Source organism: Spiroplasma taiwanense CT-1 (assembly GCF_000439435.1).
Taxonomy (GTDB): Bacteria; Bacillota_I; Bacilli_A; order Mycoplasmatales; family Mycoplasmataceae; genus Spiroplasma_A; species Spiroplasma_A taiwanense.
In genome coordinates this window covers 940063-966520 of record NC_021846.1, presented here as the reverse complement: position 1 = coordinate 966520, position 26458 = coordinate 940063, and the positions used below count along the sequence as shown (strand labels likewise).

At 24.1% G+C, this 26458-nt stretch carries 30 protein-coding genes and 3 tRNA genes; 27 read left to right on the top strand and 6 right to left on the bottom strand.

Annotated features, from left to right (window positions below):
• The first annotated feature begins 30 nt into the window (after positions 1-30).
• The 12 genes from coaD to STAIW_RS04815 all read left to right on the top strand — a co-directional run bounded on the left by coaD (position 31) and on the right by STAIW_RS04815 (position 9990).
• Positions 31-465: a pantetheine-phosphate adenylyltransferase gene (gene coaD, locus STAIW_RS04875; RefSeq protein WP_020834716.1), complete on the top strand. Its 435-nt coding sequence runs from the start codon at positions 31-33 to the stop codon at positions 463-465.
• On the top strand, positions 465-1448 hold the full coding sequence (pta, locus tag STAIW_RS04870; protein WP_020834715.1) for a phosphate acetyltransferase: 984 nt from the start codon (positions 465-467) through the stop codon (positions 1446-1448). The genes coaD and pta overlap by 1 nt, the downstream gene beginning before the upstream one ends.
• Positions 1448-2641 carry an acetate kinase gene (locus STAIW_RS04865; protein ID WP_020834714.1) on the top strand — a complete coding sequence of 398 codons (1194 nt, stop codon included), beginning with the start codon at positions 1448-1450 and terminating at the stop codon, positions 2639-2641. The genes pta and STAIW_RS04865 overlap by 1 nt, the downstream gene beginning before the upstream one ends.
• A gap of 107 nt (positions 2642-2748) precedes the next feature.
• Positions 2749-4005, top strand: a complete 1257-nt coding sequence (locus STAIW_RS04860; protein WP_020834713.1) for a Pr6Pr family membrane protein — start codon at positions 2749-2751, stop codon at positions 4003-4005.
• A gap of 68 nt (positions 4006-4073) precedes the next feature.
• Positions 4074-7070, top strand: coding sequence for a 2-oxo acid dehydrogenase subunit E2 (locus tag STAIW_RS05735; protein ID WP_020834712.1), 2997 nt, complete (start codon positions 4074-4076; stop codon positions 7068-7070).
• A 122-nt stretch (positions 7071-7192) separates the two neighbouring features.
• A tRNA-His gene (locus tag STAIW_RS04850) sits at positions 7193-7268 on the top strand.
• A 91-nt stretch (positions 7269-7359) separates the two neighbouring features.
• Positions 7360-7662 carry a hypothetical protein gene (locus tag STAIW_RS04845; RefSeq protein WP_041618898.1) on the top strand — a complete coding sequence of 101 codons (303 nt, stop codon included), beginning with the start codon at positions 7360-7362 and terminating at the stop codon, positions 7660-7662.
• A gap of 60 nt (positions 7663-7722) precedes the next feature.
• The gene (locus tag STAIW_RS04840; RefSeq protein ID WP_020834710.1) at positions 7723-8535 is read left to right on the top strand and encodes a hypothetical protein; all 813 of its coding nucleotides are present in this window, start codon (positions 7723-7725) and stop codon (positions 8533-8535) included.
• Between the two features lie 529 nt (positions 8536-9064).
• Positions 9065-9289, top strand: coding sequence for a phosphopantetheine-binding protein (locus STAIW_RS04830; RefSeq protein WP_020834709.1), 225 nt, complete (start codon positions 9065-9067; stop codon positions 9287-9289).
• Between the two features lies 1 nt (position 9290).
• A complete protein-coding gene (locus tag STAIW_RS04825) occupies positions 9291-9728 on the top strand; it encodes a Fur family transcriptional regulator (protein ID WP_020834708.1) in 438 nt (145 codons plus the stop codon).
• A gap of 61 nt (positions 9729-9789) precedes the next feature.
• Positions 9790-9865, top strand: a tRNA-Trp gene (locus STAIW_RS04820).
• Between the two features lie 49 nt (positions 9866-9914).
• A tRNA-Trp gene (locus STAIW_RS04815) sits at positions 9915-9990 on the top strand.
• 50 nt (positions 9991-10040) lie between these two features.
• Here the strand turns inward: STAIW_RS04815 and STAIW_RS04810 are convergent.
• Genes STAIW_RS04810 through STAIW_RS04800 form a run of 3 tightly spaced genes read right to left on the bottom strand, consistent with a single transcriptional unit; the run spans position 10041 to position 12606 of the window.
• Positions 10041-10904, bottom strand: a complete 864-nt coding sequence (locus STAIW_RS04810; protein WP_020834707.1) for a DegV family protein — start codon at positions 10902-10904, stop codon at positions 10041-10043.
• Between the two features lie 25 nt (positions 10905-10929).
• A complete protein-coding gene (locus tag STAIW_RS04805) occupies positions 10930-11760 on the bottom strand; it encodes a DegV family protein (RefSeq protein ID WP_020834706.1) in 831 nt (276 codons plus the stop codon).
• Positions 11761-11775: 15 nt separating this feature from the next.
• Positions 11776-12606, bottom strand: coding sequence for a DegV family protein (locus STAIW_RS04800; protein ID WP_020834705.1), 831 nt, complete (start codon positions 12604-12606; stop codon positions 11776-11778).
• Between the two features lie 79 nt (positions 12607-12685).
• Here STAIW_RS04800 and ytpR point away from each other — a divergent pair, with 79 nt between their 5' ends.
• The 8 genes from ytpR to STAIW_RS04760 all read left to right on the top strand — a co-directional run bounded on the left by ytpR (position 12686) and on the right by STAIW_RS04760 (position 18891).
• The gene (ytpR, locus tag STAIW_RS04795; protein ID WP_020834704.1) at positions 12686-13264 is read left to right on the top strand and encodes a YtpR family tRNA-binding protein; all 579 of its coding nucleotides are present in this window, start codon (positions 12686-12688) and stop codon (positions 13262-13264) included.
• Positions 13249-14304 carry a nicotinate phosphoribosyltransferase gene (locus STAIW_RS04790; protein WP_020834703.1) on the top strand — a complete coding sequence of 352 codons (1056 nt, stop codon included), beginning with the start codon at positions 13249-13251 and terminating at the stop codon, positions 14302-14304. The genes ytpR and STAIW_RS04790 overlap by 16 nt, the downstream gene beginning before the upstream one ends.
• Positions 14305-14332: 28 nt before the next feature.
• Positions 14333-15271: a hypothetical protein gene (locus STAIW_RS04785; protein ID WP_020834702.1), complete on the top strand. Its 939-nt coding sequence runs from the start codon at positions 14333-14335 to the stop codon at positions 15269-15271.
• The gene (locus STAIW_RS04780; RefSeq protein ID WP_020834701.1) at positions 15264-15959 is read left to right on the top strand and encodes a hypothetical protein; all 696 of its coding nucleotides are present in this window, start codon (positions 15264-15266) and stop codon (positions 15957-15959) included. Before STAIW_RS04785 ends, STAIW_RS04780 begins: the two co-directional genes overlap by 8 nt.
• A gap of 69 nt (positions 15960-16028) precedes the next feature.
• Complete coding sequence (locus STAIW_RS04775; protein ID WP_020834700.1) at positions 16029-16382, top strand: hypothetical protein; 354 nt, start codon at positions 16029-16031, stop codon at positions 16380-16382.
• Between the two features lie 17 nt (positions 16383-16399).
• The gene (locus STAIW_RS04770; protein WP_020834699.1) at positions 16400-16882 is read left to right on the top strand and encodes a gluzincin family metallopeptidase; all 483 of its coding nucleotides are present in this window, start codon (positions 16400-16402) and stop codon (positions 16880-16882) included.
• Positions 16883-16897: 15 nt separating this feature from the next.
• Positions 16898-18145 carry a tyrosine--tRNA ligase gene (tyrS, locus tag STAIW_RS04765; protein ID WP_020834698.1) on the top strand — a complete coding sequence of 416 codons (1248 nt, stop codon included), beginning with the start codon at positions 16898-16900 and terminating at the stop codon, positions 18143-18145.
• 11 nt (positions 18146-18156) lie between these two features.
• The gene (locus STAIW_RS04760) at positions 18157-18891 is read left to right on the top strand and encodes a hypothetical protein (RefSeq protein WP_020834697.1); all 735 of its coding nucleotides are present in this window, start codon (positions 18157-18159) and stop codon (positions 18889-18891) included.
• Positions 18892-18934: 43 nt separating this feature from the next.
• Here the strand turns inward: STAIW_RS04760 and STAIW_RS04755 are convergent, their stop codons facing one another.
• Both STAIW_RS04755 and STAIW_RS06735 read right to left on the bottom strand, forming a co-directional pair.
• The gene (locus STAIW_RS04755) at positions 18935-19429 is read right to left on the bottom strand and encodes a hypothetical protein (RefSeq protein ID WP_020834696.1); all 495 of its coding nucleotides are present in this window, start codon (positions 19427-19429) and stop codon (positions 18935-18937) included.
• Positions 19430-19518: 89 nt separating this feature from the next.
• Positions 19519-19641: a hypothetical protein gene (locus tag STAIW_RS06735; protein ID WP_020834695.1), complete on the bottom strand. Its 123-nt coding sequence runs from the start codon at positions 19639-19641 to the stop codon at positions 19519-19521.
• Between the two features lie 99 nt (positions 19642-19740).
• Here STAIW_RS06735 and pgsA point away from each other — a divergent pair, with 99 nt between their 5' ends.
• The 3 genes from pgsA to STAIW_RS04740 are packed head-to-tail and all read left to right on the top strand — an operon-like array spanning position 19741 to position 21705.
• Positions 19741-20400, top strand: a complete 660-nt coding sequence (gene pgsA / locus STAIW_RS04750) for a CDP-diacylglycerol--glycerol-3-phosphate 3-phosphatidyltransferase (protein ID WP_020834694.1) — start codon at positions 19741-19743, stop codon at positions 20398-20400.
• Positions 20387-21190 (top strand): SDR family NAD(P)-dependent oxidoreductase, encoded by an 804-nt coding sequence (locus STAIW_RS04745; RefSeq protein ID WP_020834693.1) that lies wholly within the window; start codon positions 20387-20389, stop codon positions 21188-21190. The genes pgsA and STAIW_RS04745 overlap by 14 nt, the downstream gene beginning before the upstream one ends.
• A complete protein-coding gene (locus tag STAIW_RS04740; protein WP_020834692.1) occupies positions 21190-21705 on the top strand; it encodes an L-threonylcarbamoyladenylate synthase in 516 nt (171 codons plus the stop codon). Before STAIW_RS04745 ends, STAIW_RS04740 begins: the two co-directional genes overlap by 1 nt.
• Before the next feature lie 49 nt (positions 21706-21754).
• Here the strand turns inward: STAIW_RS04740 and rpsD are convergent, their stop codons facing one another.
• Positions 21755-22372 (bottom strand): 30S ribosomal protein S4, encoded by a 618-nt coding sequence (gene rpsD / locus STAIW_RS04735; protein ID WP_020834691.1) that lies wholly within the window; start codon positions 22370-22372, stop codon positions 21755-21757.
• Between the two features lie 264 nt (positions 22373-22636).
• Here rpsD and STAIW_RS04730 point away from each other — a divergent pair, with 264 nt between their 5' ends.
• The 4 genes from STAIW_RS04730 to STAIW_RS05845 are packed head-to-tail and all read left to right on the top strand — an operon-like array spanning position 22637 to position 26263.
• Entirely contained in the window at positions 22637-24388 is a 1752-nt protein-coding gene (locus STAIW_RS04730; protein ID WP_020834690.1) for a hypothetical protein, read from the top strand.
• A 14-nt stretch (positions 24389-24402) separates the two neighbouring features.
• Positions 24403-25590 (top strand): tRNA uracil 4-sulfurtransferase ThiI, encoded by a 1188-nt coding sequence (thiI, locus tag STAIW_RS04725; RefSeq protein ID WP_020834689.1) that lies wholly within the window; start codon positions 24403-24405, stop codon positions 25588-25590.
• Positions 25580-25870 (top strand): hypothetical protein, encoded by a 291-nt coding sequence (locus STAIW_RS04720; RefSeq protein WP_020834688.1) that lies wholly within the window; start codon positions 25580-25582, stop codon positions 25868-25870. The genes thiI and STAIW_RS04720 overlap by 11 nt, the downstream gene beginning before the upstream one ends.
• Before the next feature lie 12 nt (positions 25871-25882).
• Positions 25883-26263 (top strand): J domain-containing protein, encoded by a 381-nt coding sequence (locus STAIW_RS05845; protein ID WP_020834687.1) that lies wholly within the window; start codon positions 25883-25885, stop codon positions 26261-26263.
• The last annotated feature ends 195 nt before the right edge of the window (positions 26264-26458 follow it).

Below are 26458 nucleotides of genomic sequence, written 5' to 3'. Positions count from 1 at the left end.
AATATATACATAGTCAATAAAGGAGGAAGTATGAAAAGAGCTATCTATCCAGGGAGCTTTAATCCTTTTCATGAGGGTCATTTAAATATTTTAAAAAAAGCATCTAAACTTTTTGATGAGATTATCATTGTAGTAACTAAAAATATTAATAAGGACCTTGAACCAGATTTGCAAGCAAGAGTAGATTTAATTGAAAAAATGACTAAAAATATCAACAATAAAAAGATTGCTTTAAATATAAATCAGCTTACAGCTGATTTTGCAAAAGAAAGAAATATAAATTATTTAATTAGGGGAATTAGAGATATTGATACTTTAGATTATGAAATACAATTATATGATGGAAACAAATTGATATATCCAGAATTAGAAACTGTTTTTTTTATTTCCGATCTAGGAAGTAGAAAAGTATCATCAACTTTTTTAAAAGAAATAGAAAATTATAAAAAGGATGGAAAAAATTAATGTGAACAATAAAAGAATTAGAAAATAAAATTAAAGAATCAAGTAAAAAAATAACTATTGTTTTTGCTGAAGGAAAACAAGAGAAGATTTTAGAAAATGCTAAAATGTTAGTGGAAAAAGATTTAGCCAAAGTTATCTTACTGTTTAATTCAAAAGATGAAATACCTCAAAATTTAAATTCAAATATTGAAGCAATTTCAATTAGTGATTTTGATAAATCAAAAATGCTCGATAAAATTTTGGAAGTACGAAAAGGAAAATTAAACGAAAGTGATGCAAAAAAATTAATTGAACAAAGAAATTATTTTGGTGTAATGATGATGAAGTTAAATTTGGCTGATGCAATGGTTTGTGGATTAGAATATACAACTGCAGATACTTTAAGACCTGCATTACAAATTATTAAAACAAATCCAAATTATTCAATTGCGTCATCAGTATTTTTAATGTCAAGAGAAAGTGAAAGTTATGTATTTACAGACTGTGCTTTTAATGTAGACCCAAATTCAGAACAACTTGCAGAAATTGCATCAATGGCTGCAAGTTTTGCAAAAAATTTAAATGAAAAAAATGTTCAAGTGGCACTTTTAAGCTACTCATCTATTGGAAGTGGAATGGGTCCCTCAGTAGATAAAGTTCAAAATGCATTAAAAAATTTAAATTCAAAAACATATGATAATATTTTGTTTGATGGAGAAATGCAATTTGATACTGCTTTTGATAAGAGCGTGAGAGATAAAAAATATCCAAATTCAAAAATTACAAAAGTATCACCTGATGTATTTGTATTTCCTGATTTAAATGCAGGAAATATCGGGTATAAAATTGCTCAAAGACTTGGAGGTTTTCAAGCAGCAGGACCATTTATTTTGGGTTTAAATAAACCAGTAAATGATCTTTCTAGAGGAGCAACTTTAGAAGATATTTTTCAAACATCAATAGTAACAATTTTTTCAGCAATGACAAGTGAGGAACAGAAATAATGATATTAGTTGTAAATGCAGGTAGTAGTTCAATAAAATTTAAACTTTTTTCAATAGAAGATAAGCAAAATCCAATTTCACAAGTAGAAGGTTTAGCAGAAAGAATTTCGGTTGATGGAAAATTGACAATTGAACTTAATGGAATTAAAAATACTTATGAAGATAAAATGGAAAATCATTTAGATGCAGTTAAATCAATTTTAAAAAGATTTACTGAATTAAAAGTAATTTCTAAACCAGAAGACATTAAAGGCATTGGTTTTAGAATTGTACATGGTGGTGAAAACATTGTAAATACAGTAGAACTTACAAAAGATATTAAAAAAACAATAGAGGAAAATATTAGATTAGCACCATTACATAATCCAGGAGCGCTTACCTCAATTAATGCTTTTGAGGAAAACTTAAGTGATGCAAAATTAGTAGGTTGTTTTGATACTTCTTTCCACCAAACAATGCCCGAAATTAGTTATATGTATCCTGTACCCTATAATTGATTTGAAGATTTAAAAGTAAGAAAATATGGGTTTCACGGAATTAGTTATGATTATATAACTGTAAAGGCACAAGAAATTTTTTCAAAAAATAAAGATAATTTAAATTTAATAGTATGTCATTTAGGTAATGGGGCAAGTATTTGCGGTATTAAAAATGGAAAATCATATAATACAACAATGGGATTAACTCCATTAGCAGGTTTAATGATGGGAACAAGAAGTGGTGATATTGATCCTTCAATTCTTCAATACGTTGGAAAAGAATTGAATAAAGATATTTTTGAAATTACAGATGAATTAAATAAGCAATCAGGATTACATGGAATAAGTGGTGTAGGAAGTGATATGAGAGATATTTCAGAAAAAGCAAATAAGGGAGAAAAAAGAGCAAAACTTGCAATGGAAATGTATTCTCAAATAGTTGCTGATTTTATTGTAAAATTTACAAATCAAATTAATGAGAAAATTGATGCAATAGTATTTACAGCAGGAATTGGTGAAAATTCATCAATTATAAGAAAAATGGTTGTAAATAAGTGTAACTTATTAAATTTATCAATAGAAGACCAAAAAAATAATAGTAAATATGATGATTATTTGGAAATTTCATCACCTTTATCTAAAATACCTGTTTACAAAATTAGAACAAATGAGGAATTAATGATTTGTAAAGAAACTATTAAATTTTTAAAATAAAAAGATTTTTATTTTAAAAATTTAAACTATTTTTAAAAGTAACCCTATTTTTGGGGTTACTTTTTTTGATATAATAAATCTTAATAATTAGAGTTAGGGTGAGATATTTGAAAATAAACAAGAATTTAGAGTTTTCAATAAAATTAATGGTATTAATAGCATTAGTATTTTTTTTGATTTTTGATTTTTTATTACAAATCTATATTCCAAAAAGAAATTTATTAGGTATTCCATTAATGGAAAGATTTAGCATTTATTATGCATATTTTACAACTCAATCAAATTATGCAGTTGTAATTTATTTGGTAGTTGCTCTATTTATGAAAAAAATTTATAATACAAAACCTGCATTTGGTATTGAATTGGCAATGACAGTCTATATAACATTGACTATGATTGTATTCTGATTTGGTTTGTTAGCTTCAGCAAATGAAATTGGTACATATAATAAGGCAAATTGAATATCTACAATTGTACTTCATTTACTTATACCTTCAATTATGATTGGCTATTTTTTAGTTTCTTGTGGTGACTGTTATCACTCAAAAAGAAAGTATTCAAAATTTGCATTACCCCTTACTTGTTTCTATCCATTTGCATATTTAATTTTTGTAATGATAAGAGGAGAAATTAGATTTGATATTTTTTCACCTGATTTTTATAATTACATCTATTCAAATCCAAATTCAGATTTTTGAACAAATGTCTGAAATTCAACTAGTGGTGTTATAAAAAATAATGTTCATTTTACTAGTCAAATGTGATATCCATATTGGTTTTTAAATATTCATAATTATACTTTAAGTGCTAATGGAAAAATTTATGAATCAAATATGGATACTTCTATGACTTTATTAGTGTTTACATTTATTATGGCATTTATTGGAATTACAACATTAGTTATTTCATTTCAATTTTTCTACTTAAATTTCAATAACGATAAGTTTTATAAATGGCATGATATTAATGGAAAACTAATAACAAAAGAGGAGCATGACTATAGAAATAAAAATAGAAAATTTAATCAAATTAAATTTAAAAATGAATTCAAAAAAGAAAAAATTCATAAAAAATCTAAATTTAAAGTTTTTAAAAAAACAATTGAAAATTTGCCAAAAGATTTGAAAATACTTGAATTAAAAAAATGAAGAAAGAAAAAAGATTTAGAAGAAAAAATTAGAAGAGCATATTTAAAACAAAATGTCATAAATAGAAAAACCAGAAAAAGTGAGATTAAAAGACTTATTGCTTCTGTAAATTATAAAGATAGGTTTATAATTAAAGAAAATTTAAGAGAAGCTGAGAGATATAAAAAATTAGTTAAAAATGGTGTAATCGTAACTAAATCTAAATATGTTGACTAATAAAGGTGTTAATTTACCTTTATTTTTTATATAATAATAGATGATATAAAATAATGAGGTGATTGCAGATGGTACATTTAAGAGCTAGAAACTTGCCTACAAAGGGTATTTTAAAAGAGTGACTTTTTAAGGGAGATAAAATATCATTTGGAGAAGACTTTGCTCTAGTAGAATTAGAGGATGGTTCAAATTTAAAAATTAAATCAAACTATAATGGTGTAATTACAAAAACTATTCAATTAAATACTGCAATCAAAAATGGAAGTATTATTGCAAATATTGCAATTGGAGATAAAGAAATTGCCAAATTTAAAAGGATTAAAATTAAAAGAATAGGTTCAGATGAGCTTACTCAAGATGATGTTTTTATTTCTAAAAATAGTCAGAAAACTTTTCAAGAAGTGGAAACAGGTGCTGATTCATTTTCAGGAGCTGTTTTGTATGATAGATATAATCAAGCTAAAACTCTTTTTTCATCAACAAGAGATGATATTATAGATTCAACTCAAAACTTTGAAGATCAAGAAAAGAGGGATATAGAAATGGGAGATTTAACAAATTCAGAAGATAGATTTGCTCAAATGAGAGCAAACATTAAAGAATCAATTAAAAATGCTCCACAACTAAAAAATACAGGTAATCTTTCAGAAGAAGAAATAGAAAAATTAGTAAATAAACCAGTAACTGAAAATGATGGAGCAAATTTATTTTCTAAAGAAAATTCAAGTGGAATAAGCAAATTTAGACAACTAGTTCAAGCAAGAAAAGAAAAACTACTAGAGGAAAATAATTTTAAAGAAATTGAAGAAGCAGATCAAGAAATAAATGCAATGTCAAAAACTGATGAAAAGGGTAGACCACTGATAATGAGAAACATTATTCAATCAAGAATTGAAAAATTAAATCAAGCAAATGGAGATCCGAGCGTACTTGAAAGAGATATAATTGCTACAAAACAAAATGCAATACTTGATAGTCAAAAAAAATTTGAAGAGATCAAGGATGAAGGGATGGAAGATATGAAAGAAAAAAATTGAACTAATAAAAAAGATTATTCAAATTCATTTGCAAAATATAGCGATGATGATGACTCAATAGTTATTGATGAAAATGATTTAAGCCCTTATAGTGGATTTACTTTTCCAAAAAAGAAACCATTACAAATAATGAATGAAATAAATGATAAAAAAAATAAGACATATGCAGATTCAAGACTTTCAAATTTATATGATAATAAAAAACGTTGAGATATTATGAAAACAAGAGATGAGAAAAATTTTCTTAATGAAAGAAGAAAAGCAGTTGAAAGAGGTATTGAAGAGGATCATAATTCTTTATTTTATAAAGCACTAGAAAGAGGAGGAGTTCCGGATGAATTTTTGCGTGAAGTTCCTTATCAAAATGTAACTACTGGAAAAATTCAATACGTTCCATATAATGAAACACCAAAAGGTAAAAAGGAATTTGAAAGTTGATTAAGAGAATCAGAATTATATACTGAGTATAATAATGATAAACAAATTGAAGAAGAAACTCAAGAATTATTAAAAACCAGAAGCTTTAAAAAAAATAATGATGATAGCATGGAAGTTGATTCACTTGAGGAAGAAAATATTCAAGAAGAAAAAAAATTAGCACAAAAAACTTCTAAATCAGTTAAAAAAGAAATAAGAGATGAAATTTTGAAGCAAGATAAAGAATTAAAAGAAATTGCAAATGCAGATATTGCAATGGAGACAATAAAATATTTAAAAGAGCAAATTAATGATTTGCAAAAAACATTAAAAGAGCAAAATCAATTAAATCAAGCAACATCAAAATTAAACCAAAGTTCTAATTTTAATGCTGGAACAGATACTTTTGGTCAAATGATGCAATATATGTTAATGCAAACTATGATGCAAAATATTAATCCAAAAAGAGAACCAAGTGTTGGAGAATTAAAAAGTACTATAAAAGACGAAATAAACTATTTTGCAAAAGAATTATTAGAAAAAACACTAAAAGAGCAAAAGGAAAATCAACTTTTAAAAGAACTTGAAATTAAATCATCATTATGAAAACAACATGATTCATTGGAGAAAGAATTGTTAGAAAAAGAATTAATACAACAAAAAATTTTAGAAGAAAAAATTAAAAGAGATTTGGATAATCAAAAACAGTTGAAACTTAATTTAAAAGAAAAAGAATTAGAGAAATATAAAGAATTATTAAAACAAAAAGAAGAAGAATTAAAAGAAGAATTAAATTTGGAGTTAGATAAAAAAGAAAATTTAAAGTTTGAAAATGATTTGAAGAAAGTAAATTTTGAAAAGGTTAGTCCTGATACAACAATTGGTTATTTAAATTTTGAATCAAGTGATGAAAATAAAATTGTAAAAAGAGAAAAGATTAATAAGAATAGAAATGCTGCTGTTAAATCAATGATTTTAAGTCAAAATTATATTCCTCCATTAACAATTTCAACAGAAATTGATATGAGTTCAATTTTAAAATTAAAACATATGTTAAAACAAACTCAAAATCATATAAAATTCACAACAATTTCATTTATTTCAAAAGCTATATCAATAGCACTTGAAAGTTACCCAAAATTAAATTCTAGTTATGACCCTGAAACCAATGAAGTTATAATTAAAAAATATCACAATATCGGTTTGGCAACTGAAACAAGTGAAGGATTAATAATACCAGTTTTAAAATTTGTGGAAAAATTATCTATTAAGGAAGTTGCAATGGATATTAGAGAAATGACTCAAAGATTAAGAGCTGGTGAAATTTATAACTATGAAACAGAGGGAAGTACTATTACAATTGCAAATTATGGAAATATTGGAGCAATTCAAGCAACACCCACAATTTTTTATCCCAATGCATCTGTAATTGGTGTTGGAAAGATTGTAAAAAAACCTGTAGTTGTTGAAAATGAGAAATTGGCAATTAAAGCAATTATGAATATTAGTTTAACTGTTGATCAAAGAATAATTGATGCAGCAGAAGCGGGAAGGTTTTTAGCAAAAGTAAAAGAAATACTTGAAAAACCAGAAATTTTAACAGTTTCTTAAAAAAATACAAAAAAAACTTTGTGAAGTAAAATATCACAAAGTTTTTTAACAATTAAATATTAATATTTTTTATTTCAAAATTATTTTTTTTAGTATAATATTAGAGTGCTTAACACAACATGGCGTATATGGCGAAGTGGTTAACGCTCCGGATTGTGGTTCCGGCACTCGAGGGTTCAATTCCCTTTATACGCCCCATTAAAGAAATTAAACTTATTTTTAATAAGTTTTTTTATTTTCTTTTTTTGTCGATATTTACTATGAGGTGATAAATATAGTTGATATTAGTATGCAAAATGAAATTGTCCTTAAGGATAATTTCAATATAAAAGATTCTTTAAAGGTCAGTGAGGTTGATAATTATAAATTAAATTTGGATGTCATTTTCATAAATGATAAGGTAACTTTAAATAAGAAAGAATATTTTAGATTATTTGTTAGACCAAATTTATCAAGAAAAAATGGTTTTGACTATTTTAAAGAAATTCAAAACTCAAGTATTTTTCCATTTAAAACCAATGTAACTTTAAAAAGTGGTGCAATCAAATTTTATATGAAAACAGTAAATGGAACTGAAACTATTAAAATATAAAAATATGACGTTTTAATTATTCTAGAATATAAAATATATTAATTAAAAATTTCTGCTCAAATGATTGAACCATATAATGAATTAAAAATCTTATACACTGCTAGCTACAATATTATTGGTAATAAATTGAAAGATCATACAACAACTGGGTTAATTGAAATAAATAGAAATAATATTACGGAGTATACAAAAAACTCTGATCAATATGGATTAGAAATAGGAAATAAAATATTTGGAGTTTTTCAAAATGACTTTAATCAAACTCAAAATTTATTTTATTATAATATTTTAAGAGAAAAAATTGACTTTACTTTTGTTAAAAAGGAAATAAATCTAATAGATCCAAAAGTTATAATTCAAACAAAGTATAAAAAATGAGAAACTACAGACGAAAAATTATTTGGCAAAAAATTTTCAACTTTTCTTAATTTATATATAAAAGGTTTAAATCAAACAATCAATTTTGAATCTGAACCATCAATTATATTAAATAGTGAAGCGAAAAAATATTATGCACTTAAAAAAATCGAAGATCAAGTTTTAATAAAAAATGTAAATTATGAAGTTTCATCCATAACTCAAACGGAATATTCTCATACAAAAAATGTTGTAAAAGAAAGTTTAAATGGAGTTAAAGGAATTTTATTTAACCCTCTAAATAAAGGAAATGTTATTTTTAATAGAAAAATAAATTATAATTCAAATTTAATTAATATTAATTATTCTGTATCAGATAAATATATAGATAGTTATAAAATAAACAATTTAAATTTTTCAGAAAAGCTTTTTAATAATGTAGTAATTGAATATAATATTGATGAATTAATAAAAATTGGTATTAATAATAAAGTTAAAATAATTGAATTTATTTAGAAAAAGAAAAAATACTTAAGATATTTTTTTTACTAATTTTATTAATATCTGCATTCATTCCCATTTCTATTTATTTATATAAATATATAAAAACTCAATCTATTGATATAAATCAAACTGTTGTTAAATAAAAACCAACTGATGAAAACAGTTTAGGTCAAGATGGTTCAATAAAACCAAATAAACCATCAGATGAACAGAAACCAGAAAATTCAGGAAATAATGAAGTTGATGCAATAATTTAAAATTTTTTGCAAAAGAAAATTTGAACATAAATTTTAAATTAGAACAAAGAATGTACATAGTAAATTTTTTTAAATCTAAGCCTTATTTTAATTTACCTGAATTTAAATACTACTTTCTAGTAGAATTTCAAAATTTAGGACCATTAAATATCAATGTAAAATTACTTTTCAGCTTTGATGATCAAGAATTTCCTAAGAAAATTTCTATAAAGTATTTGAAAAATCATGCAAAATACATTTGAAATTTTACCTTAAATTATTATATAATAATTTAAGGTGATTATATGAATTATTTTGAAGAAATTAAATCAGCACTTATGAAAAAAGGTGCAAAAGGGTCTATTACAAATGCAACAGATTTTAAAACAATGGGACTTGATTCATTAGATTTAATGGATATGATTGTTCTTTTAGAAGAAAAATTAAATATAACTATTTCAGATGATGAATTAATGTCAATTAAAGTTGTGGGCGATCTTTTAAATGTAATTGAAAATTTAAAGAAATAATATGGAAATAGAAAATAAAATTACAGAATATTTGGAACTATTTAAGTCTAAAAAAATAAAATTAACTGATGTTAGACTTTCTATGTTAAAGGCAATTGCTACAACAAAACACTTCACAATAAATGAATTAATATCAATTGTTGAAAAAGATTTAGGAACTGTTAATGTTATGTCAATTTATAATAATATAGACTTATTTTTGGAAATGCACTTATTATTTGCAAATACTATGAATGGAAAGCAAATCATGTATGAGGCAATTTCGAAGCAGTTAATACATATTACTTGTGATATTTGTGGTAAATTGGAAGATTTGGAAAGCCCATCATTAGCAAGTGACTTATTTTTAGAATATTCAAAAATATTAGAATCTAAAAAAATGCAATTAGAACATTTTAAACTTGAATTGCATGGTATATGTGAATCATGTAAAAAGTAAAAAAACTTCTCATTTTATAAATTAAAATAACTTACTAATGTTATAATTAGTAAGTATTTATAGGGGTATAGTTCAGTTGGTAGAACATCGGACTTCAAATCCGAGTGTCGTGGGTTCAAGTCCTGCTACCCCTGCCAAATTTGAGATTTATATTTGTGCCCAGTAAAAAATAGGGCATTTTTTTATAGGGGTATAGTTCAGTTGGTAGAACATCGGACTCCAAATCCGAGTGTCGTGGGTTCAAGTCCTGCTACCCTTGCCATTTAGAAGAAAAAAACCATTATATTTTTGTTATAAAAATATAATGGTTTTTTATTTATTTTTAGGCATTAATGATTTTTCAATTGCAATAATACCAATTGTATCTACTCCAGCATGTCACGGGAAAACTGTAGGAATTTCTTCAATTGTAAAAGAAACCTTTTTTTCATTAAAGAAATTTTTAACTTGATCAGTAACTTTAATCGATGCTTCATTTAGATATACAATTAATAATTCATATGAATTTTTCATTTCATTTGAAAGTGGAAAATAAATTTTTTCTAAAACTGCACCATATGTTCTTCCTAAACCAAGTTTTTTTGGTTTTTCTAATCAGTGAATTGCAACCTTTGTTTTAATCATTTTTAAAATAGTTACTAAAAGCGATTTTGCTCTACCACCTTTAGCTAATTTTTGAAAATCACCAGGAATTATACTAATAAAAGTACCATCTTTTCATAAATCAGCTTCTTGTTGGAATTTACTTGGTTCTCTTTCACCATTATTAATCATTTCATTGTATTTAAAAGCCAAATACTTTACTGTATTTGCAGCTAAACTATGTTTTATTACTGTAACTTTACCCATATACTCATCATCTTTTGAAACCATAACCGCAGTTTCATGCATTCCAGATAAATTTGATGGAATTGTTAAATGAATTATATGGTCAAATTCTTTTAACATTTCATCGTATTTATTCATTAATTCTCCTGGAGAAGCTTGAGAAGTTGAAGTCTTCTTATTTGCTTTTAATATATCTATTAAGTTATTATTTTCAATATTTTCAGCTGTATCAAAAAAATCATCCTTATCCTCAACAATTAAATGTAGTGGTATAACTTTAATAATTTTAGATTCAATATTTTTTTCAATTATTCCAGCTGAACTATCAACTAAAATTCCAATTTTCATATTTTATCACCTATCTATATTAATATTATTTTTTTCAAACCCCAATAGCAAACGTTTCTTTACCTGTGTGACAAGTAACAGTGTTTGGTATTTCATCTCATAATCTAGTTTTAAACGAACTTGATTCAACTATTTCTCTTACTTGTTTAATTACTTCTTCACTTGTTCTAGAAAAAGCAATATCGATATATTCACTATTTTTATTATTTTCTTGAAGTAATTTGATTACTTCTTCAATTGCTTTTTTGAATGTTCTTGTTTTTCCTTGTTTATCTATAGTTCCATCATATTTTAGTATTGGTGTAATTTTTAGTATTTTTGCAAGCCCTGCAGCAGCTTTACTTATTCTTCCCCCACGTACTAATTGATCTAATGATTTTGGAATAATATAGACTTCAAAATTTTGATTGTTTTTCTCAATGTATTCTTCAATTTCTTGTCCATTTTTTCCTTGGTCTATTAAATCATAAGCCATTTGAATTTGCATTTTTAAAATAATGCTAACTCCATTTGTATCAACAACAAATACTTTCCCAAGATATTCCTTTTCTTGTGAAAGCATTTTACAAGTATTGTATTGTCCTGAAAGTCCCTTAGAAATTAAAAGGCATACAACTTGATCATATTTTTTTAATAAGTTATCTCATTTTTCCATCATTATTCCTGGAATTGATTGAGAAGTTTTCAATAACTGTTTATCGTTTAAATCATAAAATTCATCTGCAGTAAAATTTTCGTCATCTGCAATTTGCTCTCCATTTTCTTTTGTAATCATCAATGGAACTAAAAATAAATCTTTATAATCTTTAAAATTATTTATTCCACTTGCTGAATCAGTTATGATAGCTATTTTCATTAATTTTTCTCCCTTTTAGATATCAATCATTGGTAAGAAAGCAAAAGTTTCTTCCCCTGTATGACATGTTACAACATTTGGTATTTTTTCAAATAAACCAATTTTTAATCCAGATTTTTCAATTATTTCCTTTACTAAATTAATTATTTCATCACTTGATTTTGAATAAGCAACATCAATTATTTCTAAATTTGAACTACTTCTAAGTAGAGAAATTGCTTCTTCAACAGCTTTTTTGAATGTTCTTGTTTTTCCTTGTTTATCTATAGTTCCATCATATTTTAGTATTGGTGTAATTTTTAGTATTTTTGCAAGCCCTGCAGCAGCTTTACTTATTCTTCCCCCACGTACTAATTGATTTAATGATTTTGGAATAATATATCCTTTAAAATTATTATATTTTTCTTCCATAATATCTAAAATTTCTTGTCCATTTTTATTTTGTTCAATTAATTTATTTACTATTTCAATTTGCCTTTTTATAATAATGCTAACTCCATTTGTATCTATAACAAATACTTTTTGATTATATTCTTCTTCTTTTGAAAACATTTTAAATGTATTGTATTGTCCTGAAAGTCCTTTAGAAATTAAAAGACATACAACTTGATCGTATTCTTTTAATAAGTTATCTCATTTTTCTAGCATATTGCCAGTAATTGTTTGAGATGTTTTTAATACTTGTAAATTATTTAATTCATAAAATTCATCTTCTAATAAATTTTGATCATCTGCAATTTGCTCTCCATTTTCTTTTGTAATCATCAATGGAACTAAAAATAAATCTTTATATTCATTAATATTTTTAATTCCAGCAGAAGAATCAATTAAAATTGCTATTTTCATTTTTCCTCCTCTATATATAATACTTATATTATTATATAATTGTTTTAGTATTATTCCAATAAAAAAGGAGATTTAAAAAATGAAATTATTTTTAAAATATGTAAAACAATTTAATACATTAATTATATCTATGGAGCAAAAAAATATTACTAGCACTAAAAGGGAAGAGAATGTTGAAATTTTATTTAATGGTGATGAAATAGTGGGTTTTAATGTTTTTGAAATAAAGTTAGAAAATAAAAAATTTAATTTAGAAGACTCAAAGTTAAAAGAAATTGCATATCCTATTTTGCAAAAATATTTTAAAAATTTTAAATTTGAAAATCAATTTATTATTGTTAAAATAATTGATTTTGAAAAAATACAAAATACACACTTATCATTGTGTAAAATAAACACCGGTAAAGAAGTAATTCAAATTGTTTGTGGCGCTGATAATGTAAAAAAAGAAATGTTAACAGTTTTAGCAACTATAGGATCATGGATGCCTAATGGAATGCGAATTAATCAAGGAAAATTAAAAGGTTTTGATTCATATGGGATGTTATGCTCAGCAAAAGAATTAGAAATCACTAATTCTAACTTTAATACAGAAGGGATTTTGGAATTAAAAATAGACGATTCTAAAATAGGAAGATCAATATGAGAAATAATATAAAAAAATGAAGATTTAATATTGATCAAAGAGTTTTTGAGGATTATTACTCTGCAGATTATTTTAAAAAAACTAAAGAAATTCTTTTGAAATTCAAGAAAGATCAAATAATTACAATGCAATGATTTCAAAGAAAAGAAAATATAGTTCTTTGTGGAATTGAAATTATCAAAGAAATTTTAAGTTTATCAAATAATAAAAATTTAATGGTTCAAGGATTAAATGATGGAGATATTGTAAATAGTTTAGAACCAGTTTTAAAAATTACAGGTAAATACCAAGAATTTGCTCATTTTGAAGGTTTATTTGACGGTATTTTGTCAAGGGCTTCAACAATAGCTACAAACTGTTCAAAAATCAAAAGTGTTGCGAATAATAAAATTGTTTTAAACATGAATGATAGAATGGATTATTTTTTAAATCAGCAAATCGATGGCTATGCTTCTTATGTTGGGGGAATAAAGAATTTTGTTACATCAGCATCATTTGAGTTTTTAGACGAAAAACCAGTTTTAAACGGCACAATGCCTCACTCATTAATTGCATCATTTAATGGTGATTTAATTGCAGCAACAGAAGCTTACAACAAAGTTTTCCCAAATAATAACTTAGTTGTTTTAGTTGATTATAACAATGATTGTATAAAAGATGCTTTAGCTGTTTGTAGTGAATTTAAAGATAAAATTTGAGCTATAAGACTAGATACTTCTCAAGGGTTAGTAGATAAATCATTAATGAATTTAAAAGAAATTTCAGATGAATTACATGGAGTTAATCCAACATTAATAAAATTATTAAGAGAAAAACTTGATGTGAATGGATTTGAAAAAGTTAAAATAATTGTTTCATCTGGCTTTGATGAGAAAAAAATTGCATGATTTGAAAAAGAAAACACTCCTGTAGATATATATGGGGTTGGTGAAGCAATTACAAAGAATAAAATTAGTTTTACAGGAGATATTGTTTTAATTAATGGAGAAAAACAATCAAAATTTGGTAGAGAAAACATTAACTCTAAAAGAATAAAAAGTATAAAATATTAGTATAGTTTTAGAATTTGAGGTAAATATAATGGCGATTTTTAAAAAGAAGAAAAAAATTCAATCTGCAATTGTTAATTCTCAAGAAGAATCAAGATCGCCAAATCATTGAACATATAATGATGATCCTATATTAAATATGGAACCTATTTTTACAGATGATGTAAATTCAAAGTCTATTAAAATTCAAAGTTTTGTAGAAGAGAAAAATATGGAACTGGAAGTTAATACTTCAAGTGAAGCTTCAGAAAAACTTAAGAATTTAAGAGAAAAAATAGGCGAATTGAAAAAAACTAGTGTTGAAGGAGTATTAGGATCAATTATTAATGGTGCAAGAGAAAAATCACAAATAATTCAAAATGAAGTAATTGAAAACGATCCAGTAATTGCAAAACTTCAAAAAATTGAAGAATTAAAGAAAACGGGTGGAGTTGATGTTGAATTGTATACAGATGTTACAAAAATTCAAAATAAAGGCGTTAACTATAGTGAAAGAGCAAAAGCATTTCATGAAGAACATTCAACAAAAATAATAGAATCTGATTTAGAAAGAGCAAAAAGACTTACTCGTGAAGCACAAGAAGCAAGAAATAGTCAAAAAGATAATTCTGATAAAACTTCAGGAATATTTAAAATGAATCAAGATAAAACAATTGATATTAGTGAAAATTTAAAGAATTTAAATAAACAACATAAAAGTAAAATTCTTTTTTTAGAGCAAGAGGTTAAAGAAAAAATTAATCAAATTGTGGATATTAAAAAAAAGTACTTAGATCAGGAAGCAGAAGAGACTATTCAAGGACTGAATTTGAATAATATTGATAATGAAGTTAAAAAAGAAAAGTTTTTGCTAAAAAAATTAAAAGAATTTGATAAAGTTCTTCAGGAAAATAGTGAATATACAGCTAATCTTATTAAACCAAGAAGATTACAAAAAACAAAAAATAAAGTAGGTGATAGTAATGAATAATGAAAACCAGAATAATGTTGATTCATTACAAACTAAAAATAATCAAAATGAGCAGGCTAAAAAAAGATTAGATGAAATTAAAAAAAGTAATGAAATTATGGGGAAAAACTCTGAATCTAGTAACTTTTTTATACCAAAAAGAAAAAATACAAATTTAGATCTAGAATCAAATTCTGAAATTATTAAACCTCGTAAAAGAAAAAATTTACCTTTTACAGAAGAACAAAAAAAGGAAATTGAAGAAACAGTTTCAAATGTTAAACAGGAATTTAAAGATATAGAAATTCAAAATAAAATGCTAGAAAAAAAATTAGTTAAAGAAGAACAAAAACTTACAAAATTAATTTATAAAACAAGCAAAAAAATATCAAACCTTTTAGATAAGAATAAAGAGGATGAACTAGAAAAAACATTGGAACTTCAAGATGAGTACTTTTCAGCATTAGAAAAAATTCAAGATGATATTGATACAATTGTTTTAGGTGAGGCAAATATTTCTCTTCAACAAAGAAGAAAACATATCTATAACAATGCATACAATGCAGAAACTGAAAGAGCAAGAAGAATTATTGAAATGAGAAAAAATAGAGATATGGCTTGATCTAATCAAATAAAAAGTGATTCAAAAAAAGAATCACCAAGGGAAGTTAAATCTTGAAAAGAAAGATTGGGGCTTGATGATGATTAATTATCAAGTTTTTTTATATTAAGATATTATAGTGTTGTATAATGATTATGATTACTAGGAGAATTATTTATGAATATATCAGTTATATTATTAGCAAATAGCAGTGTAGAAACTACTCAAACAATTATGATTACAATTTTACTTGCATTAGCAATTATTTTAACTCTATATACAATTATTACTTTGAGAAAAGTGGGAATTGCTGCAAAAAAAGTTGATTACTTTTTTGAAGATTTAACATATAAGTCAGAAATGTTGAATGCAACTGTTGATACTGTAGCAAGAGTAACAAATTATGTTGATATTTTTGATGCTTTTGCAAAAAGAAATGTAAAATCATGAGTAAAAGTTGCAACAAAAAATAAAGATATTATTTATAAATTAGTTGATAAATTGAGAGAATTTGCAAATTCAGAAGATTAATTGGAGGAAACTTGATTATGTTTAAATTATTAAAAATAGGCTCATGATTATTTTTAGGTATGCTTTTAGCACCAAAAAGAGGAGTAGAAATTAGAGCAGATTTTGTTGATTATTTAAAAAAATATAGACCTCAATTAAAAAAATTTATTTCAGCAGTAGAAGAAACTTGAGAAAAATCACAGAATGATGAGTCAGATGAAGTTGCTGCAAACATTGAAATTAAATTGGCAAACATAAGAGAAGCAAGTAATGAATTAGATTCTGCAAAAACTAAAGAAATAGCTTACAAGGCACTTCAAAAATTAGGTCAAGCTTCAATAAAAATTGGTTCGGAATTGGCAAAGTCTGATAATATGAAAATTATTGCTAAGGATCTAGCATTAATTACCGTTGATATTATTGATAAGGCTGATGAAGTTTATTCAAAAGTAAAAGATGTTTCAGTTAGTATGAGTGACGATGTATATGAGGTAGAAGATTCCAAAAAACAAAAAAATTAATAAGGAGAAATAGAAATGAAGAGCATTTTAGAAGAATTAAAAGAAAGAAAATTATTAAAACAGTTTACAAATGAAGAAAAAATATTGAATGCTCAAAAAGAAAATGCAGCAATTTATTGTGGATTTGATCCAACTGCAGATTCTTTACATGTAGGTCATTTAATTCAAATTTTGAATTTAAAAAGATTTAATGATTATGGTTTTTCTCCAATAGCAATTCTTGGTGGTGGAACAGGAATGATTGGGGATCCTAGTTTTAAAAGTCAGGAAAGAAACTTATTAAGTTTAAATGAAGTTGAAAATAATGTGAAATCAATTCAAAAACAACTTTCTTTTTTAATACCAGATATAAAAGTTGTAAACAATAGTGATTGACTTTCAAAAATGTCATTAATTGATTTTTTACGAGATATTGGTAAAGATTTTAATTTGGCTTATTTATTAGCAAAGGAAAATATAGCTACTAGAATTGAAAAAGGATTGAGTATTACAGAATTTTCATATACAATGCTTCAAGGATATGATTTTTATAGACTATATGAAGATTATAAATGTTGAGTTCAAATTGGTGGCTCAGATCAATGAGGAAATATAACAAGTGGTATTGACTATATTTCGAGTAAAATTGGTAGAGAAAACTCAAAAGCTTGTGGAATAACTATGAATTTATTAACGAAAAAAGATGGTGTAAAATTTGGAAAAACTGAGTCAGGTTCGATTTGATTAGATAAAAATAAAACTTCAGAATATCAATTTTATCAATTTTTTATTAATCAGAATGATGAAGATTGTGAAAACCTTTTAAATTTTCTAACAACTCTTTCAATAGATGAAATAGAGATTTTAATTGAAAAACATAAACAAGAACCTTTTAAAAGATTAATGCAAAAAACATTAGCCGAAGAAGTAACAAAATTTGTTCATGGTGAAAATGGTTTAGAAAAATCAAAAAAAATTACAGAATCATTATTTAGTGGTAATATACAAGAACTTAAAAAAAAGGAATTACTTTCAATAGTTAATTCTTTGGTTGTTACAAAAGTTACAACTTCACTTGAATTAGTAGATTTTTTAGTTCAATCAAATATTGTAACTTCAAAAAGAGAAGCAAGAGAATTAATAAATGAAGGTGCAATTTGAATTAATAATACAAATGATTTTTCACAAAATACAAAAATTGATAAAGAGTATTTAACAGTGGATAGTTATATAATAGTTAGAAAGGGAAAAAGAAATTATTCTGTAGTTGAATTGATTTCTTAAAGGATTCTAAAATGAATTTAAATATTACTTTGAAAAATACAATTGAAGATTTGTTAAATTATTTTAATAATGATTGTCTTTTAAATATTAAAATAAATGATAGGTTATTAAAAATTAATTCAGAAGATGTTATTAGTAATATTGACATTAATAGTTTATTTTTAATTGATAAAATTGTTCAAAATATTAATACTTTAAGACAAGACAATCAATCACAATTAGCGTTAAAAAAATTTGATACTAAAATTTTTGCAAGTACAGAAATAATACTTTCTGCTGCAAACGAGGCTTTTAAAAAAGTGAAAGCAGCTTTTGAAAAAATTAAATTTTTAAAAGACTCTAATAGTTTTGAATCAACAAAAATTAATATGAATGATAAATTTGTTGTTAGAAAAATTGCAGCTTATGCGCAAAGAATACTGAGTAAATTTGAAAATCTTCCAGAAAGATTAATTACTAAAAACGAAATAAAAGATTTGTTAGTACTATTAAAAAAAATAACATTATGTGAAGATATTGGTGAAATTTTGGGTTTAACTAGGGAAATTTTAATTAGACAAAATGTAATATTAAAACCAGATTATTTTGTTGATTATAATGCACTTATTGATGAATATGGTTGAGTCCATGATGTTGTTAAATTATCAAGTGCAAATGCTGAATTTATGGGTTTAATTGTAGATGTTGAAATATATACAAATGTTGTCAAAGAATGACAATATGTTCCAAGTGCAATAAGAGTTTAAAAAAAATCTTATTTAAGATTTTTTTCATTATTATAAAAATATTCTAATGTCTTAAAATAAGATTTTTTAAAGGGATAATAAATTGTTCCTTTTTTAATTTTTCTAAGATTTCCTTTTTAATTTTATTTTGATATAAGTAATTTTTTTCTGAGTCAGGATTATTATAGAAAGTATAAACAACATGATCTAAAATATCTGCAAAACGAATCACATCAGTCATTTTACTTGATAAGTAATAAGTGTAAATATTAAATTGCTTTTCTATAAAATTAGTTTTTAATAAATTTTCTAATTGATTTAAATCTGTTTTTTTTAAATTTCTTTCGTCCATTAAAATATAGATTGTTTTACAATAATTTTCAAAATTAAATAATTTTGAATAAAAACTTAATAAGTTATTTACAAAGAAATCATATGCTAACATTTCATTAATTGTAAAATGTTCAACTAATTCATTTCTAGATACTACAGAAAAAATAGGTACTATTAAATCTTTAATTTCACTAAAAACTTCATTTATAAAATCAATTGTAGCCATATCATCTGATTTATTACCTTTTAATTCAAAATTTTTAGGAATATTATATTTATTTTTAATATCCTGTTCAATTTGTTTTATTTTCGTTTTTACAATTTCTTTATCTGAGTAAAAAACCCACCCACAATAAAATAATTATCGATATCATTTTGATTCAATTTTCCACTTTCGTCAAGAGTTATATATATTTTTTCTGAAATAAATTTGTTCATGAATTTCTCCTATTTTAAAATGTTATCATATTGGGTAAAACAAATACTTAGTTAATATATTATGTATTATAATAAATAAGTATTGAAAAGAGGTCTAAAATGAATTTAGCAAATAAAATCACAATGGTCAGAATTATTTTGATACCAATTATTATTATTTTACTATTATTATCTCCAAATTTCTATCAAGTATTTAATAACAACATAAAAATTGGAGAAAACTATGAATTATCTATTGCATATTTAATTGCTGGTATTTTATTTATAATTGCAAGTTTAACAGATATGTTAGATGGTTATATTGCAAGAAAATACAATATGGTTACAAATTTTGGTAAATTTTTTGATTCAATTGCAGATAAATTACTTACAAATTCTGTATTAATTGTTTTTGCATGTGGACAAATACCATTAATTCCGGTTTGAATGTGTGTAATATTAATATGTAGAGATTTTCTAATTGATGTTGTAAGACAAGTGCTTGCAAATTCCTCTTATGTTATGGCAGCAAATAAAATGGGAAAATATAAAGCAACTTTTGAAATGATTGGACTAAGTCTTTTATTTTTTATTGGATTAGGAACTTTTAAAAATTTAAGTAATTTGGGAGAATATGGAGGAATTAATCAATTAATTATGATACCAATGTACATTACAGTGATTTTATCTATAATTTCTGCAGCTATTTATATCTATTTAAATAGGAAAATGCTTTTTAACATATCTACTGAAAGAGGAACAAGTGATGACAAAAAATAAATTAGCAAAAAATACATTTGCGATTGTTACAGGAGCCAGCAAAGGTTTAGGTTATGAGTATTGTAAGTATTTATTAAGAATGGGTTATAATATAATTGCAATTGCAAGAGACACAAAGAGCCTTGAAGTATTAAAGAAACATTATCCAGAATTAATCATTGAGGCTTGAAATTTAGATATTAGTAATATTAATAATGTAAATGAGCTTTATAATAAAACAGAAAAATTTAATGTTGATTTATTAATTAATAATGCAGGTTTTGGTGTTTGGGGATATTTTAAGCAAACAGATTTAGAAAAAGAATTAAATATGATTGATTTAAATATAAAAGCTTTGCACATTCTTACAAAATTATTTGTTCAAAAATTTGAAAATCAAAATAGGGGAAGAGTTTTAAATATTGGATCAATTGCTGCTTTTTCACCAGCACCAGTTTTTTCCAGTTATGCTGCATCAAAAGCATATGTTCTAAATTTAGGAATTGCAATTAACACTGAACTTAAAAAAACAAAATCAAATGTTAGAGTAATTACAATTTCTCCTGGACCATTAAAAACTGATTTTTGAAATAGAAGTAGTAATCAAAAGGAAGCAAAATATAAAAATAATTCGAAATTTATGAATATAGAATCTTATGCAAAAAAAAGTCTTTTAAAGGGTTTAAAAACTAAAACGAAGGATTATATAATTATAGGAAATAGAAACAAAATATTTAAAAGTTTTACAAAATGAGCGCCAAAATCAATGGTTCTTAATGGAGTGTATAATTATCAAAGAAAGAGAAAATAATGTTAAATAGAAGTGAAATTAAAGAAATAATAAAAAATTTAAAAAATCAAAAAGTTTTAATAATTCCTACAGACACAATTTACGGAATAAGCGCAGTTATTTCAAAGGAAAATGAAATTTTAATAAATTCAATAAAAATGTCACCTAATAATAAAAAATTAATTATACTAATTTCAAATTTAAAGCAGGCAAAAAAAATGATATTGCTTAATAATGAAATAGAAAATAATTTTTTAGATTTAAGACCTATAACTCAGATTATAAGCTTGAAAAAAAATCCAAATAAAAACATTGCATTAAGAATGATTAAAAGAAAAGATTTAAAAAAAATTATTGATAAAACAGGACCAATTTTTTCAACAAGTGTTAATAAAACAGGTTTTGATTTTTTAACACAAAAAGATGAATTAGAAAACTTCAGCAATAAAATTTTTAAAGTTTATTGAGATGGAGAGTTAAAAAATAGCCCATCAATGATTATTGATTTTTCAAAACAAACTGTAATTCGAAAATAATATCTTATTAAAATTAAATAATAAAAAAATCGCATATGCGATTTTTTTATTATTTAATTAAACGGTTATATCATTCAACTATTAAAGCTTCGTTAATTTCTTGATTTAATTCTTTTCTTTCTGGTAATCTAACAAAAGAACCTATCATTTTTGATTTATCAAATTTTACAAATTCAACTGTTGAAGCGTTAGAAGCTAATGCTTCAACTAATTTATCATTTTTATGCATTTTTTCTTTAACTGATATTTGTTCACCAACTTTTACAGTATATGAAGGAATATCTAATTTTTTACCATTAACTAATATATGTCCATGAGATACTAATTGTCTAGCCCCTTGTCTTGTTAAAGATAATCCCATTCTATAAACTATATTATCTAATCTAGATTCTAATTGTTGTAAAAAGTTAGTACCAGTAATTCCATGAATTTTTTTTGCTTTTGCATAAGTATTTCTAAATTGTCTTTCAGTTAAACCATACATGAATTTAACTTTTTGTTTTTCTTGCATTTGTTGACCATAACCAGATAATTTTGTTCTTCTTGATCCGTGTTGACCTGGTGCAGTTGTTCTTTTTTTACCTTTTGAAAATTCTTTTCCTGTTTCTAAGATTGAAAATCCATATCTTCTTGCTTTTTTAAAAACAGATTCTGTATATCTTGACATATTTTTAAACCTTTCATTATAATTTATTATTTGGAAAATCTCATATTAAAGATAAACTCTAATAAAGGAAGTCTATATTTCGCCATTTTTCTGCTCAGGTTACTATTAAAATAATTTATAGACTAATTTTTTTATTATGTTTATTTGCAGATTAACCAAAAATAATTATATATCATTTATTAATAAAAAAATTAGATAATTTAAAAAAAACACCATTATTGGTTGATGTGTTATAATTATCTTAATTTTATAGGGGTTGTATTCATGTTTCTAAATTGAGATTTAAATAATTTATTAAATAATACGAGTAATATAGTTAGCTTGGCTATCTTTTTTGTTTGTTTAGGAATTGCTATAATAATTCTTATACTTATAAATATATATAGAAAAATATTACAAACAATTGCAAAATCAATTGATTTAATAGATGATTTAAAAAAATCACCATTAAGATATAGATTACAAAGAATATCAATAATCTTTGAAGAAACAAATAATTTAGAAAATGAGTTAATGATTTGACGAACAAAATATGAATTATTATTTGAAAAAGAATTATGTAAGTGTTTTATTGAATTAGTTTCATTACTTGAAAAGAAAAAAAATACTTTTCCAAATATTGGTAATTTAAATAAATTTAGAGTTATTTATGACCAACTTTTAAAAATAAATCAAAATGTTCATCAGATTTTTATTGAAACATTAAGTGCACTTGAAATTGAATATATTCAAAGAGATTCTTTGACATTTCAAAAAGAGTTATTCAGAATGTTAAAAGATGAAGTAATAATGACAACTTTTAAGGATATTAGAATTGATCAAGAAAAATTAGGAAGAACAATTGATTCGATTGAAAAATTATTTTCTGATTTTTATTTAGAATTAGATGATGGAAAATATAAAGAAAGTTGGGATTGTCTGTTAAAAATTGATCAAGCATTAATTTTTTTAATTGAGTTATTAGACTCAATTCCATATGTAATTTCTACAATTACAACTTTGGTTCCCCAATTGATGAGTGAATTAAAAAATAAACATGTTACATTTGGATTAGTTGAAAGAAAATTACCAAGAAATGCTAGAAAATATGCAGAATTGGAACTAGAAGTTGATAAATTAAGAGTGAAAATAAATAATGAATTATTAAAATTGCAATTTAAAAAGGCTAATAAATCTTTAAAACAAGTTTTTGTTTATATTGAAAATTTTAAAAAGATGGTTGAACATGAAGATAATTTAAAAGCTTTTTTTGAAAATAAAATTGAAGATATTAGAAGTGAGTTTGATTTAGTATCAAATTCAACAAGACAAATTGAAAGAGTATTTAAAAATATGGAATCAATGTCAAAATACCCTACAAGAGAAAAAAGTGATTTTGAAGCTGCAAGAGCTGAATATTTAAAAACAAAAGAAAAAGCTGATTTTATTTTTTCAAGTATTGATTTAGAGATAAATGGAAAAGAATTAGACTTATTTAAAACTAGAGAAGAACTTTTAGTCGTAATGGAACAACTTTTAAAAAATATAACAATGCTCGAAAAATCAGCAAAAGCAATTGAAAGCAAAAATACTAATATTGAATCCATTATTAATCAAATAATTTTTATTCAAACTACTTTGAACCAATGTGATGTAAAAATTAATCAATATAAATCAATTAGAGAACTTGAAAAATTTATTGAACCAATTCAAGAATTGTATTTTAAATTATCTAAATTTTCAAAGGAAAATTTAACAAAAATTGAATCAGAAAAGGAAAAAGAAATATTAGCAAATGAAATTGAAGAATATTCTCAAAAAACGTGAAGAATAGTTAGTGATTTAAATGATACAATTTTTTTAGATTATATTTCACAAGAAATAATTGTATATCTTGAAAGATATGTTGGTTTCAATAAGGAAATTGAAAAAGTTATTTTAACTTGTGAAGATTTTTTTAGACAAAGAAATTTTGACCAATTGCTAGGTTATTCATTACCAATACTTGGAGATATAAAAAAAATAAATAAAAGATAAAAAGGAAATAATTAATGACAAATATTTTAGTAAGATATGGGGAATTAACTTTAAAGGGTAATAATAAAAACATTTTTATAAATAAGTTAATTCAAAATATTAAATATAAACTTAGAAAATACAAGGAATCTATAATATATATAAAAGATCATAATAGTTTAGTTTTGGAAATTAAAAATGCTGATAATATTGAAGAAATTTGTGAAATTTTAAAAAATATTTTTGGAATATATTCTTTTTCAATAATTGAAATTATTGAAAAAAATGAAGAGAAAATTTTAGAAAAAACTTTACAATTGGCAAAAAAATTTAATTCAGGAACATTTAAAGTTGAAGTCGAAAGAAAAGATAAGAGCTTTTCAGTTACTTCACAAGATTTGAAGATTGCAATTGCTTCAAATATATTAAAAAATACTGATAATTTAAAGGTGGATGTTCATTCTCCAAAAAATAAAATTACAGTCATTATTAAAAATTCAGGTGCGTTTATTTTTACAAAAAAAATTGCAGGATCAAAAGGACTTCCAGTTGGAGTTAGTGGTAAAGGACTGACTTTATTAAGTGGGGGAATTGATTCACCAGTTGCAAGCTATTTAGCTTTAAAAAGAGGAATGCAAGTAGACTTTTTACACTTTATGACTCCACCTCATACCTCAAAAGAGGCATTAGATAAAGTTTTTGAATTAGTGAAAAAAATTAGAAAATATAATCAATCAAATTTTACATTATATATCTGTGATTTTTCAATGATTTTAAAGGAATTAATGCATATTAAAGAGGAATCATATCGAATTACAATTATGAGAAGAATTTTTATTAGAATTGGGAATTTACTTTGCCAATCAATTAAAGCAAAGGCAATTATCACAGGAGAATCTCTTGGACAAGTTGCAAGTCAAACAATTGAATCTATTAATGTAATCAATGAAGTTTCAAATATTTCAATCTTAAGACCTGTTTTAACTTTTGATAAAGAAGAAATTATTGAAATATCAAAAAAAATAAATACATATGAGATATCTATTCTTCCATTTGATGATGTTTGTTCAATGTATGTACCAAAAAATCCAGTTACTAAACCAAGATCTTTTATTGCTATTGAACAGGAAAAAAATCTTTTATTAAATGAGATGATCAATTATACATTAGATAAAATGATAAAAAAATATATTTGAAATGAAGGTGATTTAATTGAAAATTAAAAAGAAGAACAAAAAACAGGAAAATAAATTTGGAGTTTATAATGGAAATATAATCGATAGTGAAACACTAGCTATTGATTCAGAATTTGAAATTGAAGAATATGAAGGGGATTCATTAACAATTGCAGAAATTAAATCGCAAACAAAAAAAGATAAAAAGCCAGAAATTCCTAATATTGTAAAACCAAAGAAAAAAATAAATTTCTTTTTATATAAATTAACAGTATATATTATTATATTATTATTAATAATATCATTATTTATATTTTTAGTAGTTTAAGGAGTTGAGTTTATGGATGAATTAGTGAGAGTTATATTAAGAATTTTATATTACATGTTTATTTTTTGAATTATTGAACTAATATTTTCTGGTTTTAGAAATAGAAGCTCTTATAATAATAGGGGCCAAAGAACTTTTGATGAAGGTTTTGAACAAGAAGAGGGATTTAGTTCAAGATACGATGAATCTAGTAGAAGTGCTCCTTCACAACTGGAAGAAGCATTTAAAGTACTAAATTTGCCGACAAATGCTAGTACTAAAGATATTAAAAAAAGATATATTGAATTAGCAAAAAAATATCATCCAGATAAAAATCCAAATGATTTAGAAGCTCAAGCACAGATGACTATGATTAACAACGCATATGACTTAATTATGGAACATAGAAAATAATTTTATTTAAATTCAACTTTTTTTGAAAAATGCAGAAAAATTTATTATAATTAATTTGTCTTCAACAAATGTTGCTGACAAATTAGAACTATAGATAAAAGATTGTTGATTTTAAGATATGCTTATGGCACTATCAGTTATACTGATAGTGTTTTTTTATTTAAAATCTGTTGTAAAATATTTTAAGTGAGGTGC